The 16,108-nt window shown below is 75.1% G+C and carries 2 protein-coding genes (1 of these 2 running past the window's edge); one reads left to right on the forward strand and one right to left on the reverse strand.

Annotated features, from left to right (window positions below):
• Positions 1-13,739: the 5' portion of a non-ribosomal peptide synthase/polyketide synthase gene (locus V4Y04_RS03545; protein ID WP_332425771.1), read on the reverse strand. Its footprint begins 15,385 nt before the window's first position; the window shows 13,739 of its 29,124 coding nt (coding positions 1-13,739); the start codon lies at positions 13,737-13,739; its stop codon lies off the left edge, out of view.
• Between the two features lie 557 nt (positions 13,740-14,296).
• On the opposite strand from V4Y04_RS03545, the gene V4Y04_RS03550 reads away from it, so the two are divergent.
• Positions 14,297-15,934, forward strand: coding sequence for an MFS transporter (locus V4Y04_RS03550; protein WP_332425772.1), 1,638 nt, complete (start codon positions 14,297-14,299; stop codon positions 15,932-15,934).
• Positions 15,935-16,108: the final 174 nt, after the last annotated feature.

A 16,108-nucleotide genomic window follows, 5' to 3' on the forward strand; every position in this document is an offset into this window, starting at 1 on the left:
ACGAAGCTCTCCGCCGTGGCGCCGGGGCGGCCCAGGTAGCCGCGGGCCAGCTGGGCACCGGCGATCCACAGCTCACCGGAGGCGCCCGGCGGTACCGGCTCCAGGGCCGCGTCGAGGACGTACAGGCGGGTGTTGGCGACCGGACGGCCGAGCGGCGGCGGGCCCCCGGGGTCGGCGGGGCAGCGCCACCAGGTGACGTCGATGGTGGCCTCGGTGGGACCGTACTGGTTGAACAGAGCCACACCCGAGGCGCCGAGCACGTCGTGGAAGCGTCGTACGAGGTCGGCGGGCAGGGCCTCGCCGCCCGAGAACACCCGGCGCAGCCCGGTACAGCCGACGGCGGCCGGCTGGTCCAGGAAGGCGTGCAGGACGGTCGGCGCGAAGTGCGCGGTGGTGACGGACCGGTCCCGTATCAGCTCGGCGAGCCGGGCGGGGTCGCGGTGCGCCCCGGGCTCGGCGACGACCACGGCGGCGCCGGCGAGCACCGGCCAGAACAGCTCCCACACGGAGACGTCGAAGCCGGCGGAGGCCTTGTGCAGCACCCGGTCGTCGGACTGGAGACCGTACTGCTCCTGCATGCCCCACAGCCGGTTGACGACGGCCCGGTGCGGGACGGCGACGCCCTTGGGGCGCCCCGTCGAGCCGGAGGTGTGGATGACGTAGGCGGTGCTGTCGCGGTGCGGCGCCTCGAACCCGGTGTCGGGCCCGGAGGCGTCCTGTGGTCCGGGCGTCCCGTCGAGCGGCAGGACCGGGGCCCGCACGGCGGAGGGCAGCAGGCCGCGCGCCTCCTCCGTGGTCACCACGCACACCGGGTCGGTGTCGGCGAGCAGCAGGGCGATGCGCTCGGCCGGGAGGCCGGGGTCCACGGGCACGTACGCGGCACCGGTGCGCAGGACCGCGTGCAGGGCCACGGGCAGGCCGGTCGAGCGCGGGACGAGCACCGCGACGCGGCGCTCCGGCCGGGCCCCGAGCGCGCGCAGGCGGCGCGCGAGGGCGTCGACGCGGGTGTCCAACTGCGCGTAGGTGAGCCGGTCGGCGCCGCAGACGACGGCCTCGGCGTGCGGGGTGCGCGCGACGCGGTCGGCGAGGAGTTCGGGCACGGTGGCGGACGGGACGTCCATGGCGGTGTCGTTCCAGTCGGTGAGTACCCGCCGGCGTTCGTCGTCGGCGGTGGTGGCGGCCCGGGACACGGTGAGGTCCGGGTCGTCGGCGAAGGACTCCAGGAGCCGGGTCCAGCGCCGGGTGAGAAGCCGTACCGTCGCGGGGGTGAAACGGTCCGCGCGGTATTCGGCACGGCCGTCGATCCCGTCCGGGGTGCCGTCGGAAGTGCGGTGTTCGGCCATGTTGAAGGAGAGGTCGAAGCGGGCGGTGGCGGCGCCGACGCGGATCGGCTCGGCGGTGAGGCCGGGGAGTTCGACGGCGCCGCGGGTGAGCTCGGGCTGGGCGGCCAGCATCACCTGGAACAGCGGGTTGCGGTCCAGGGAGCGGGTCACGCCCAGGTGGTCGACGAGACGCTCGAAGGGCACGTCCTGGTGAGCGTAGGCGGTGAGGTCGGTCTCCCGCACCCGCCGCAGCAGTTCGCGGAAGTCCGGGTCGCCGCTGGTGTCGGTGCGCAGGACGAGCGTGTTGACGAAACAGCCGACGAGGTCCTCCAGCACCTCGTCACCGCGCCCGGCCACGGCCGTGCCGAGCGGGATGTCCGTACCGGAGCCGAGGCGGGTCAGCAGCGCGGCGAGGGCGGCCTGGAGCGTCATGAAGACGGTGGCGGAGTGCTCGCGGGCCAGCTCCGCCAGGCGGGCGTGGAGCGGTGCCGGGATGCGGAAGAGGTACGAGCCGCCGGGTGCGGTGCCAGTGGGGTCACCTGATGCGACGGTGGTGGTGTCACCGGACGCGGCGACGGTAGGGTCCACGGGCAGGTCGATGCGGTCCGGCAGGTCCGCGAGCCGCTGCCGCCAGTGCGCGAGCTGACGGGCCGTCACCCCGTCCGCGCCGTCGTCGGCGAGCAGGTCGTGCTGCCACAGGCTGTAGTCGGCGTACTGGACGGGCAGCGGGGCCCAGTCGGGCGCCTGCCCCCGCGTACGGCTGCGGTAGGCGGTGGACAGGTCGGCCGCCAGCGGCCCGAACGACCAGCCGTCGGCGGCGATGTGGTGCAGCACCAGTGCCAGGACGTGGTCGTCCTCCCCCAGCTCGAACAGGGCCGCCCGCAGCGGGATCTCGGCAGCCAGGTCGAAGGGCCGGCGGACGGTCCGCTCCAGCTCGGTGGTCAGGTCCGCCTCCGCGACGCGGACCGCCTCCAGGTCCGGGCGGGCCCGCTCGGTATCGACGTCCAGGATCTCCTGGCGGGGGCGGCCGTCGGTGTCGGGGAAGACGGTGCGCAGCGCCTCGTGCCGGGCGGTCAGGTCGGCAAGCGCGGCGCGCAGCGCGGGGAGGTCGAGGGGACCGCGCAGCCGCAGCACCACCCGCATGTGGTAGCCGTCCGTGGCGCCCTCGGCGAACTGGTGCAGGAACCACAGGCGGCGCTGGGCGGAGGACAGCGGGATGTCGTCGGGCCTGGTGCCGGCGGCGGGACGGGGACGGGGCGGGGCGCCGGCGGCGGCGGCGACGCGTTCGGCGAGTTCCGCGATCGTGGGGGCCTCGAAGACGGCGCGGACCGGCAGGTCGGCGCCGAACGCGTTGCGTAGGTGGGCGACGAGGCGGGTGGCGAGCAGCGAGTGTCCGCCCAGGTCGAAGAAGCTGTCGTCGATGCCGATCCGGCCGACGCCGAGGAGCCGCGCGTACAGGCCGCACAGCACTTCCTCGAGCGGCGTGCGCGCCTCGCGGCCGCCGTCCGCCGCGGAGCCGTCCGTGGCGCCGGGGTCGGGCAGGGCGCGGCGGTCGACCTTGCCGTTGGGGGTGAGCGGCAGCCGGTCCAGGACGACGAACACGGAGGGCACCATGTAGCCGGGCAGGCCGGCCGCGGCGTGGCGGCGCAACTCGGCCGGGGCCGGGGCGCTCCCGAGCCTGAGCCCGGTTCCGGTCTCCGGGACGACGTAGGCGACCAGTCGGAGATCGCCCTCGGGCGTGTCCCGGCGTACGTCCGCGACGGCGCGGGCGACCGCCTCGTGGCTCTCCAGGACCGCCTCGATCTCACCGGGTTCGACGCGGTGGCCGCGCACCTTGACCTGGTGGTCGGCGCGGCCGAGGTGGTCCAGGCGACCGTCCGCGGTCCAGCGGGCCAGGTCGCCGGTGCGGTACATGCGGGTGCCGGGCCCGCCGTACGGGTCGGCGAGGAAGCGCTCGGCGGACGGACCGGGGCGGCCCGCGTAACCCCGGGTGACGCCGGGGCCTGCCAGGTAGAGCTCGCCGGGCGTTCCGGCGGGGACCACGCGCAGCCGGTGGTCCAGGACGTAGGCACGGACGCCCGGACGGGGACGGCCGATCAGGAAGCGCCCGCCGGACCGCCGTGCCCCGGGCTCGCCCACCGCCTGGAAGGTGCTGCTCATGGTCGCCTCGGTAGGCCCGTACTGGTTGACGACCAGCGGGTTCCCGAGGGCGGCCGTCTGCCGGAGATGGCCTTCGGTGAGCGCTTCGCCGCAGGTCATCACCAACCGTGGGGAGGGGCGTTCGCCGACGGGCAGCTGTGCCGCCTCCTCGTGCAGGGCTGCCAGCAGGGACGGTACGACGGAGAGCAGCACGGTGACCCGGTGGCGGCGCATGGCGCGGACGAGGGCGCGTGCGTCGTTGGCCTCGTCGGACGGCACCATGACGACACGCCCGCCGGCGGCCAGGGTGCCGAGGATGTCGCGCACCGAGGGGTCGAAGGAGACGGACGCCAGGTTGAGCACGACGTCGTCGGGGCCGAGCCGGGCGATCCCGGACGTCAGGTACGAGAAGTAGGCGGCGACTCCCCGGTGCGGCACCACGACCGCCTTGGGCCGCCCGGTGGAACCCGAGGTGTGGATGACGTAGGCCGGGTGGCCGGGCGTCAGCGGTGCGGTGCGCTCGTCGTCGGTGGGGTCGCCGTCCGGCAGGGCGCGCAGCGCGCGTCCGGTGTCCGGATCGTCGAGCCGTACGGCGTCGGAGCGGACGTCCTCGGGGAGCGACGCGGCTGCCCCGGTGGTGGTCAGCACCGTCACCGGCCCGGCGTCGCCGAGCATGTGCGCGATGCGGTCCGCCGGGTAACCGGGGTCCACCGGGAGATACGCCGCGCCGGCCTTGAGGACCGCCAGCAGGGCCACCACCAGTTCCGGGGAGCGGGGCACCGCGACGGCGACGGTCCGTTCGGGCCCGGCGCCCCGGGCGATGAGCAGGCGGGCGAGGCGGTTGGCACGGGCGTGCAGTTCGCGGTGGGTGAGCCGCTCGTCCCCGAAGAGAACCGCCGGGGTGTCGGGGGCGGTGGCCGTCCGGTCTTCGAGTATGCCGGTGACGATGCCGGCTGCCGTGGCCTCGTCCTGTGCTCCCTGCCAGGCGGTCAGCAGGTGGCCGCGTTCGCGCGGGGTGAGGACTCCGGCGCGGCCGGCGGGCCGGTCCAGGCCGTCGCCGAGCTCCTCGAAGAGGCGCACCAGCCGGTCCATGAGCGCTTCGGCGGCGGCCCGGTCGTAGGCGGAGGTGTGGTAGCCGAGGGTGAGGTGCATCCGCTCGCCGGGGGTGGCGAGCAGCCGCAGCGGGTAGCTCGTGGCCACTCCACCGTCGACGGCGGAGACACGGATGCCGTCCGCCGGCCGGAACACGGCCGGGTCCAGCGGGAAGTTGAGGAACACCACCATCGTGTCGGCGAGCGCTCCCACACCGGTCTGCCGCTGGATCTCCGGCAGTCCGAGGTGCTGGTGGGCGGCGAGACGGGACTGCTCGTCCTGCAGCCGGCGCAGAACGGCGGCCATCGGCCGCGCCGGGTCGAGGCGCACCCGCACCGGAACGGTGCTGATGAACAGGCCGATGACGGACTCCACGTCCTCGACGTCGGCCGGGCGGCCCGCGTTCGGAGCGTCGAGGACGACGTCGTCGCGACCCGTCAGCGCGCCGATCAGGGTGGCCCACACACCCTGCACCAGGGTGGCCGGTGTCAGGTCGTGGCGGCGGCAGTGCGCGGTCAGGCGGGACGTCAGGTCCGGGGGCAGCAGGCGCTCCACGGTCTCGTGCCCGGGTGCGTACGCCGTACCGCCGGTGTCGTGGTCCGTCCGGCTGCCGGTCACCGGCACCACGAGGGTCGGTTCGGCACCGTCGAGTGCCTGCCGCCACGCCTGCCGTGCCGCGTCCTTGTCCTGCCGGGCGAGCCAGGACAGGTACCGCTCGAACTGGGGCGCCGGGGAGCGGGAGTCCGGCTCGGCGTAGGCGGTCAGCAGTTCGTTCAGCAGCAGCGGCTGCGACCAGCCGTCGAACAGGATGTGGTGGTAGGTCACGATCATCGTGTGCCGGTGCGGGGCCAGCCGTGCCAGCGCCACGCGCAGCAGCGGCGGCCGCGCCGGGTCGAACGGGGCCTCCCGCTCCGCGGTCCGCAGCTCGGCGAGCCGCGACTCCCGCCCCGGCCCGTCGGTCGTGGACAGGTCCGTCTCCCGCCAGGGCGGTTCCACCTCGCCGGAGACGATCTGCACCGGGCCCGCGTCCGCGTCGTACACGAAGGCGGCCCGCAGGCTGCCGTGCCGGACCAGCAGCCTGGCCCAGGCGGTGCGCAGCCGGGCCGGGTCGAGAGGGCCGTCCAGCGTGAGCGACAGCTGGACGGTGTAGTCGTCCACCCGGGCCCGGCCGTCCTCACCGGCCCGCGGGGCCTGCGCGGCGGCCAGGGACTCGAAGAGCAGCCCCTCCTGCAACGGTGTCAGCGGGAGGACCGGCATGTCCACCGGACCCGGGTACGGGGCGGTCAACCGCTCGCGCACCGGCGCCGGCAGCGGCAGCAGGGGCTCCTCGCGTGCCGCTTCCGGCGATCCGGTGACGTCGGTGTCCTCGGCCTCCCGCGCCACGGAGGCGAGAGCCGCGACGGTGGGGTGCGCGAAGACGTCACGGACGGCCAGGCCGATCCCCGCCCGGCGCGCGGCGCCCACCAGCCGCATGGCCAGCACGCTGTCGCCGCCCAGCGCGAAGAAACTGTCGTCGATCCCCACGTGCGGGATGCCCAGCAGCTGGGCGAAGGCGGTGCACAGGGCCTGTTCGGTCGCGTCGCGCGGCGTCCGGCTGTCCGGTGCGGCCGCGAAGTCCGGCGCCGGAAGGGCGGCGCGGTCCAGCTTGCCGTTCGCGGTGAGCGGCAGCTCCGCCAGCACCACGAAGGCGGCGGGCACGAGGGCCTCCGGCAGGGTGCGTTCGGCGAGGGTCCGCAGTTCGGCCGGGAGCGCGGCGAGCCTGCGGGCGAGGCCCGGCTCGTTGGTCTGCCGCGCCGGGGCCGGGACGGATTCCGTCGCGGGCCGGTAGGCGCACAGCACGTCACCGGTCACGGCGTCCGGGGTGCCCTCACCGGACGGGGAGTCCGAGGTGTCCCTGCGCCGGAAGACGGCGTCCACCGCGCCGGGGCCGGTCACCGACGGCGCCACGGCTACGCGGTAGCCCAGTTCCTCTGCGAGGGCGTACAGGTCCTCGGGGTCCACCGCGCCGGGCACCGGGACGTCGTCCGCGAGGACGCGCGCGGCACGGGCGGGTTCGGCCCCCTCGGCCAGCCGCCCGGCCGCCAGGACCTGCCGGGCGGTGCGCTCGTCGGGGAGCCCCGACACGCGCAGTCGGGCCGGGCGGGCCGTGGACAGGGTGTGCCGCAGCCCGTCCAGGTCTGTTCCGTCGCCGGCGTCGTGGCCGTCGGCCGGCGGCGCCGCCACGGCTGCCGGGGCCGTGTGCAGGACGACGTCATAGCGGTAGCGGCTCAGTTCGTTGCGGTACCCGCCCCGCTTCACCTGGACGTCCGCGGCCGTGAAGGGACCGCCGGGACCGGTCCGTCCGGTGAACCAGGCGGGATCGACGAGCAGTTCGTTCTCGTTCAGCAGGGCCCGGCCTATGGACCGGCGCAGCGCCGCGGTGCCGGTGTGCCGGCCCGGAGGAAGGCGGACGAGGTGCTTCTCCGTCTCGAAGGCGCGGGCGGCCCGCAGGTCCCGTACGTCACCGACGAAGATCCGCCCGCCGGGTGCCAGCAGCGGCGCGACGGCGCGGATCACCCGGTCCAGGTAGCCGGCGTCCGGGAAGTACTGGATCACCGAGTTCAGTACGACGGTGTCGAAGAACCCGGTGGGCAGGCCCCCGGTGTCGTCCGCCGCCTGGTGCCGCAGGGTGACGCGGCCGGCGAGGCGGCCGGGCAGCCGGTCGCGCAGCGTGCCGATCGCCTCGGCGGAGAAGTCGGTCGCCCAGTAGGTCTCGGTGTCCCCGGCGAGCCGCGACAGCAGCAGGCCCGCACCGACGCCGATCTCCAGCAGGCGTACGGGACGCAGGGCGCGGATCCGCTCCACGGTCGCGTCGCGCCAGCGGCTCATCTCCCCGTACGGGAGGGGCCGGCCGTCGTAGCTGCTGTCCCAGCCGGCGAAGTCGTCGCCGAAGGCGGGGGGTTCGCCGGCCGGGAGTCGACCGGCCGGAAGCTCTCCGGTGGCGCTCGGTGCGGACGGTGCCTGGGCGGCGGGTGCGTAGACCGATTCCCAGACGGCGTTCCACTCCTGTACCTGTGCCTGTGCCTGTACCTGCTCGGACCCGGACACGTCCGTGTCACGCCCGTGGAGGGCCGGCACCACGTAGGCGGTGAGCTGCCGTCGGCCCGGCTCGTCCTCCCGGACGATCACTGCGGCCCGGCTCACCGCCGGGTGCCCGGCGAGCGCGGCCTCGATCTCGGCGGGCTCGGCGCGCACCCCTCGGATCTTGACCTGGTGGTCGGTCCGGCCCAGGTACTCCAGCGTGCCGTCGCCGCGCCACCGCGCCAGGTCGCCGGTGCGGTACATGCGGCTGCCCGCGGGGCCGAAGGGGTCGGCCACGAAGCGGAGCGCGGTCGTCCCGGGCAGGGCCGGGTAACCGCGGGCGAGCTGGCGTCCCGCCAGGTACAGCTCACCCGCGACGCCCGGGGCGGCCGGCCGGAGCGCCGCGTCGAGCACGTACACCCGGGTGTTGTCCACCGGACGACCGATGGGGACCGTGCCCGTCCCGGCGGGCACCGCGGTGGCGGTCCCGGCGGGGACGCAGGTCCACCGGGTGACGTCGATGGCCGCCTCGGTCGGCCCGTACAGGTTGAACAGCGGCACGTCGAGGAGGCGGAGGCAGGTGCCGGCGAGTTCGGTGGGAAGCGCCTCGCCGCTGCAGATCACGCGCCGCAGCCCGGCCCCCGCCGCGGCCGCGGCGGGCTCGTCGAGGACGTCGAGGAACACCCGGAGCATCGACGGGACGAAGTGCACCGTCGTCACCCGGTGGGTCTCGATGGCCGCCGCCAGGTACTCCGGGTCGCGGTGCCCGCCGGGGCGTGCCACGACCACCGTGGCGCCCGTGGTCAGCGGCCACAGCAGCTCCCACACGGACACGTCGAACCCGACGGGCGTCTTGTGCAGCACCCGGTCGTCGGCGGTCAGGGCGAACTCCCGCTGCATACCCAGCACCCGGTTGGCGATGGCCTCGTGGGAGACGACGACGCCCTTCGGGCGGCCGGTCGAGCCCGAGGTGAAGATCATGTACGCGGCCGAGCCGGGCGCCACGGGGACCGGCGAGGACAGGGCTCCACCGGCACCGGCGGGTGCGCCGTCCCCGAGGAGGACCGTGTCCGGGCCGCTCAGCCGGGGGAACCGCTCGACGAGGCCGCGCGTGGTGAGGACGCAGGCCGGGGCCGCGTCGTCCAGCAGCAGCCCGATCCGCTCCGCCGGCAGGTCCGGGTCCACCGGCACGTACACCGCGCCCGCGCGCAGCACGGCGTGGACGGCGACGAGCAGGTCCGCCGAACGCGGCACGGCGACGGCCACGCGGGTCTCGGGCACGGCCCCGCGCTCGCGCAGCAGCGCCGCGAGCGCCGCCACCCGGGCGTCGAACCCGGCGTACGTCAGCTCCTCGGTACCGTCCCCGCCGTCCCCGTACACCACGGCGGTCGCGTCGGGCGTGGCCGCAGCCTGTGCCGCGACCAGTTCGGGCACGGTGACGGGCGGCACCGGCACGGTGGTGTCGTTCCACTCCGCCAGCACCTGCCGCCGCTCCTTCGGAAGGAGCACGTCGACGGCGCCGACGGTCCGGGTGGGGTCGGCGACCGGCCCCTCCAGCAACCGCACCAGCCGTTCACCGACGAGGGCGATGTCCTGCGGCGAGAAGACGCCGGCCCGGTAGCCGAACCGCAGGCTGAGCCCGGCGGTTTCCGGCACCACCAGCAGGGTCAGCGCATAGTGGGTGCCCGCGTGGACGTGCGGACCGGTGATGCCGAGGCCGGGGCCCGGCCGGAAGGCGGCCGGGTCGACGGGGAAGTTCTCGAAGGTCAGGACGGTGTCGAAGAGCCGGTCGAGCCCGGTCGGGCGGGTGATGTCCGGCAGGCCCAGGTGCGCGGCGGCCGTGAGACGCGACTGCCGGCGCTGCATCCCACGCAGGACACCGAGCAGGTCGTCCGCCGGACGCAGCCGTACGCGCACGGGGACGGTGTCGACGAACAGCCCGACCATGGACTCGGCCCCGTCGATCTCGGCGGGACGGCCGGCGACCGTGGTGCCGAACACGACGTCGTCGCGCCCGGTCAGCCCGGCCAGAAGGAGGGCCCAGGCGCCCTGGACGACGGTGTTGAGGGTGAGGCCGTGCGCGGCGGCCAGGTCCCGCAGGGCGTCGGTGGTACGGGCCGACAGGTCGACGGTGTACCGGCCCTGCGCCGACTCCGCCGCTTCGGCGGCGTCCGGCACGAGGAGCGTCGGTGCGTCGAGCCCGTCGAGCGCGGCACTCCACTCGGCGCGGGCCGCGTCACGGTCCTGCCGTCCGAGCCAGGACAGGTACGCGCGCGGCGGGGTCACCGGCGGCAGGGGCTCGTCGTGGTACAGCGCGAACAGCTCACGGCCCAGCAGGGGCAGCGACCAGCCGTCGAGCAGCATGTGGTGGTGGGTGAAGAGCACGGCGTGCCGCTCGGGGGCGAGCCGCACCAGGGCGATCCGCAGCAGCGGGGGGCGTGCCAGGTCGAAGCGTCCGGCCCGCTCCTCGGCGGCGACCTGCCGCAGTCGCCGGTCCCGCTCCCGGGCTTCGGTGTCCGTGGGCGGCTCCGTGAGGTCCACGTCGCGCCAGGGCAGCTCGACGTCGTCGAGCACCACCTGCGCCGGTACGTCGGCGGCGTCGGCGACGAACGCGGAGCGCAGGATGGGGTGCCGGCGCAGCAGGGCGTGCCAGGCCGCACGCAGCCGGTGCCCGTCCAGCGGGCCCTCGACCGTGAAGCCGAGCTGCACGGTGTAGTCGTCGTCCCCGTCGGCCTGCGCGTCGTGCAGGGACTGGAACAGCAGGCCCTGTTGTACGGGAGTCAGGGGCAGGGCGTCCGAGAGCCGCGGGTAGCGGGCGCGCAGGCGCCGGAGTTCGGTCTCGGCGAACAGGGCGGCGTCCGAGGGCTCCGGTACCGGGGAGGCGTCGCCCGTGGCGTCCTCCCGCGGGACCGCGCGGGCGGCGAGGTCCACCACGGCCGGGTGCTCGAACACGTCGCGCAGGGTGATGGCCAGTCCCTCGCGGCGTGCGGCGGCGACCAGGCGCATCGCCGAGACGCTGTCGCCGCCGAGGGCGAAGAAGTCGTCGTCGATGCTCACGCCCGGTGTGTCGAGCAGGTCGGCGCAGAGCCGGCAGAAGGTCTCCTCGACCGGGTTCCGTGGCGTCCGGCCGCCACCGGGCACGGCCGCCGCCGGCGCGGGCAGCGCGGCCCGGTCGAGCTTGCCGTTCGCCGTCAGGGGCAGTTCCGGGAGGGTCATGAAGGCGGCGGGCACCATGTACGGAGGGAGGCGCCGCGCCAGCGCCGCGGCCAGCTCGTGTTCGCCCGCCACCGGCTCCGTGCCCGGGACGAGGTACGCCGTCAGCTGCCGCCGGCCCGGCGTGTCCTCACGGAGCACGACCGCGGCACGGTCCACGCCCGGCTGCCGCTCGAGCACGGCCTCGATCTCGCCCGACTCGATACGGTGTCCGCGCACCTTGACCTGCTGGTCCGCCCGGCCCACGTAGGCGAGCCGGCCGTCCCGCGTCCACCGTACGAGGTCGCCGGTCCGGTACATGCGGGTGCCGGGGGCGCCGAAGGGGTCGGCCACGAAGCGCTCGGCCGTCAGACCGGGCAGCTGCGCGTACCCGCGCGCCAGTCCGGCGCCGGCGATGTACAACTCGCCCACCACGCCGGGCGGCACGGGGCGCGCCGCCCCGTCCAGCACGTACACCGCGGTACCGGCGATCGGCCGTCCGATGGTGACCGTCGCCGCTTCGGTGTCCTCGGCCGACAGGTCCGCCGCGGTCGACCAGACCGTCGTCTCCGTGGGGCCGTAGACGTTGGTCACCGACGCGGCGGACGCGACGAGTTCACGCGCCAGTGCGCCCGGCAGCGCCTCACCGCCGACGAGGACCCGGACGCCGCCGAGGACGGGGGCGACCTCCGCGGACACCGCCTGCCACAGGCTCGGCGTCGCCTGCATCACCGAGATACCCTCGGTCAGCAGCAGTCGCCGCAGCCGTGCCGGGTCGCGTGTCTCGTCAGGTCCGGCCACCACCACCGCGGCACCGGTCACCAGAGGAGCGAGCAGCTCCAGGTTGGCGATGTCGAAGGCCGGCGTGGTCACGGCGAGCAGGCGGTCGCCGCCGCCGAGGCCGGCCCGCCCGGCCATGTCCAGCAGCAGATTGGCGAGGCTCGACCGGGGAACGACCACGCCCTTGGGCCGGCCTGTCGACCCCGAGGTGAAGATGACGTACGCCGCGGCCGAACCGTGCACCGTGGCGGGCGGCGCCGCGACGCCGGCCTCCGCGGGGGCATGAGCATGGGGAGGGTCGTCGGCGGGGGCGACGTCCCACGGCCCGTCGGTCAGCACCCGTCGCGGGCCCCGCGGCACCCGCTCGGCCAGTTCGGCCGTCGTCAGGACCACGGCCGGCCGTGCCTCGGCCACCATGAGTTCCAGCCGCTCCGCCGGATGCGACAGGTCCAGCGGCAGATAGGCGGCGCCGGAGTGCAGGCAGGCCAGCACTCCGGCCACCAGGTCCACCGAGCGTGGCAGTGCCAGCGCCACGCGGTCCTCCGGCCCCACTCCGTGACCGGCCAGGACGCCGGCCAGCCGGGCCACCCGGCCGACCAGTTCGCCGTACGTCAGGGACGCTCCCTGGGCGGTCACCGCGACGGCGTCCGGAGTCCGGGCCGCCTGCGCCGCGACCAGCCGCCACGGGTCGCTCTCCGGGGCGCGCCCCGGGTCACCCTTCGAAGTCCTCTCCGGTGCGCTTTCCGCGTCGCTCTCCTCGGCGGGGGCGACATCGCCGACGGCTCCGGCACCACCGGACCAGCCGCCCAGCACGCGCCGGCGCTCGTCCTCGTCGAGCAGGTCACCGTGGCCGATCGGCCGCGCGGCGGCGTCGTCCCCCGCGGTGAGCCTCTCCAGCAGCCGCAGGAACCGCTCGTGGTGTCCGGCCAGTTCACCGGCCGAGTACAGCTCGGGGTTCCCGTCGACGACAGCCTTGATCGCGCCGCGCTGTCCCGGGCGCCCGCCGTAGCAGGCGACCGACAGGTCGGCCACCGGCCCCACGGCCAGGCTGTGCAGGGAGCCGCGGAGGCCGCCGAAGGTGAAGTTCTGGCCGAACGGCATGACGTTGACGACCGGCCCGTAGAGCCGGCCCCCCGCGGAGAGGCCGAGGTCGCGGGCGAGGTCCGCCTCCGGATAGCGCTGGTGCCGCACCGCGTTCTTCATCTCGGCCGCGACCCGGGCGGTCAGCTCGCCGTACGTCAGGCCGGGGTCCACCCTCAGCCGCAGCGGGACGACGTTGGACACCATGCCGGGGGCGGCCTCCGCGACGGAACTGACGCGCGCGGTGACCGGAAAGCCCAGCACCAGGTCGTCCGCCCCGGTCATCCGGTGCAGATAGGCGGTGACGCCCGCGACGAAGGCGGCCGGCCAGCTCGACCGGCCGCTCCGCGCGACCTTCCGCATCCCCGACTCGGTCTCGGGGCTCAGCCATGAGGTCCGCCGGTGCACCGGGGCGGAAGGCCGCGCGGCCCGCTCCGCCGGCCCGGCCGGTGCGGGCCGGCCGGCCATCCGTTCCAGCCAGTACGCCCGGTCGGCGCGGAAGTCGTCCGAGGTCCGGTAGGCCGCCTGCTCGTCCAGCAGCTCCCGGACCGGCCGCAGGGCGCCCTCCGCGGGGTCGCGCCCCTCGGAGAGCGCGGTGTAGACGGCCGCCGCGCGCCGTACGGCGATCCCGGCGCCGAACCCGTCGCTGATCAAATGGTGGATGCCCGAGTACCACCAGTGGCGCTGCCCGGCGACGCGGATCACCGCGCTCGTGAGGTTCGGCGGGTGGCCCAGGAGGCGCGGACGCGCCATGTCGGCCTTCATCCAGGCGTGTGCCGCGGCCTCGGGGTCGGCCTCGGCCGACACGTCGATGAAGAGCTGCTCCCACGCACCGGTCGGCTCGACCCACTGGCGCAGTTCGCCCGCGTGCTCCCCGATCCGGACGCGGAACCCGTCGGCCTCGTCGAGGAAGCGTCGCGTCGCCTCGGCCAGCAGCGCGAGGTCGAGCGGACCGGCGATGTCGACGTAGATGCCGAGGTGGTAGGCGCGGCTCTCCGGGGCCAACTGCTGGCCGAACCAGATGCCCGACTGTCCCGGGGTCAGCGGCAGGCCACAAGGATGGTCGTCTAGCACGTACGTAACTCCCAGGCATACGGATGAACGGCGAGCGTGGCCCGATCTCGGTACCGGACCGGGAAAACCCTGGTGACCACGGCATTCACCGCGTCGGCCGACCTCGGTCAGTGGTGATTGGCTGTCACCTCGGTGTCTAGCACGGCGAGTTGACCGGTCGGGGTGCCCGCTCACGGAAAATGATCTTCAGGTGAACTGTCCCGCACCGCGCGGGGCCTCCGCGGCGGTCGGCGCCGGGTCGGAAACCGCGTATTCCGCCTGTGGCGCACGCCCGGTATTCACCCCGGCATCACCTGCGGGGACCTCTTGTTCACTCGGCTGAACTTTCCCCCAACTGCGGTGATCTGTACGGTCCGGGGCGTCATCCGCCGTCCGCGGCCGGATGCCATCATCGAACCGTCGCGGCGCCTCTTCGGTTCCGCTTCCCCCGGGCCATCCGCCGGCACTCACCGCGCCCCGCCCCTCCCAGCCCCCTCCCCATCCCTTCCCGATGCTTTCCCGATGCTTTCCCTGACCCCTCCCGCCGCGCCGTGCGGCAGCGACCCCCGAGGATCCTCATGGCGCAGCTCGGCACCCTCCTGATGAGTCCCGCCGAAACCCGCCGCGCGTTCCGCGCCCTGCTGCTCGGCCTCTTCGCCGGCCTGCTGGCCGGCACCGTGGTCGTCACCGCGCTGCCCCGCGTCGTCGCCGACCTGGACGGCAGCCAGGCCGCCTTCACCTGGGTCGTCGCGGCCACGATGGTCTCCTCCACGCTGAGTCTGCCGCTCTGGGGGAAGCTCGCCGACCTCACGGACCGCAAGACACTGATCCAGTGCTCGCTCGGCCTGTTCGCCCTCGGGTCGGCGTGGTGCGCGCTGGCCGGTGACGTCGGGCAGCTCATCGCGGGCCGGGCCGTGCAGGGGCTGGGGGCCGGCGGGGTGAACGCGCTGGCCCAGGTCATCATGGCCGCGCTGGTCCCGCCACGAGAGCGTGGCCGGTACAACGGCCGCATCACGCTGGTCGTCACGGCCGGAACGGTCGCCGGTCCCCCGCTCGGCGGCCTCCTCGCCGACACCCCCGGGGTGGGCTGGCGCGGCTGCTTCCATCTGGGCGTGCTCCTCGCGGCCGGCGCCGGACTCACCCTCCACCGGACACTGCGGCTGCCCGCGCCCGGGGCCGGTTCCGGGCGCGCGACGCGCGGATCCCGCCCCGACCTCTGGGGCGCGGCCCTGCTCACCGCCGCGGTCGGTACGCTCCTCCTCGCCGTCACCCGGGCCGGTGACGGCGTCCCGTGGGTGTCCTGGCCGACCGCGGGAGCGGCCTGTGCCGTGCTCGTCCTGGCCGTGCTGTTCGTCCGTCGCGAGTCACGGGCCGCCGATCCGCTGGTGCCGCTGCGCCTGTTGCGCGACCGCACCATCGCCCTGGCGGCGCTCGCCGGTTTCGCGGTCGGACCGGCGCTGTTCGCCGCCCCCGCCCTGCTGGGTCAGTACTTCCAGACCGCCCGGGCGCAGTCACCGGCCGTGTCGGGCCTGCTGACCCTGCCGATGGTCGCGGGTCTGCTGGTGGCCTCCGGCGTCGCCGGCCGTCTGATCGCCGCGCGAGGCCGCTGGAAACGCCTCCTGGCCGTCGGAGGCCTGCTGCTCGTCCTCGGCTTCTCACTCATGGGCACCGTGGAGGCGGACACCCCACTGCCGCTGGTGAGCGCCGCTCTGTTCGCGGGCGGCGCGGGCGTCGGCATCGTCTCGCAGAACCTCGTGCTGATCGCCCAGAACGCGGCGCCGCCGGACGGCCTGGGCGCCACCACCACCTTGGTGGTCCTTTCCCGCAGCCTCGGCGGTGTACTCGGGCTCGCCGCACTCGGCTCCCTGCTCACCGCCCGCGTGGACGCCCTGTCCTGCGCACACGCCGCGGCCGGGACCGGACTCGACGGCGGCCTGCCGGACCTGGGCGCGCTGCCGCCCTCGGCCGTGGAGAGCGTCCAGACGGTGTACGGGCAGGCTTTCGGCGACGTGTTCGCCACCGCCGTGCCCTTCGCCCTGCTCGCGCTGACCGCCGTCCTGCTGATGCGGGAAACACCCCTGCGCACCGCGCACGGGGAACTCGACCAGGGGTCGGGCCCCGACCCGGAACAGGAACCGGACCCCGCCCGGGATCAGGACGCGAACCCGCGCAAGGACCTGGACCAAGACCTGGATTCCGACCTGCACCTGCCCTGAGAAGCCATATCTCGACCGGTCATGGAACGTGCAGGTCAACAGGTTTCCCGCTGGGGCGGGCGGCCAGCCGGCCGCTACTGCCGGTGCCGGCCCGGCTTCAGGGCAGGGGCGGGCAGCCCGAGGGCTACTGCCACTACCAGATGCTGGACGCGATCCGACCTGGTCGCGGGCGGG

Source organism: Streptomyces sp. P9-A2, assembly GCF_036634175.1.
Lineage (GTDB): Bacteria > Actinomycetota > Actinomycetes > Streptomycetales > Streptomycetaceae > Streptomyces > Streptomyces pratens.

Coding starts and splice junctions, on each gene's coding strand:
- V4Y04_RS03550 (WP_332425772.1), top strand. CDS start 14,297: ATGGCGCAGCTCGGCACCCTCCTGATGAGTCCCGCCGAAACCCGCCGC.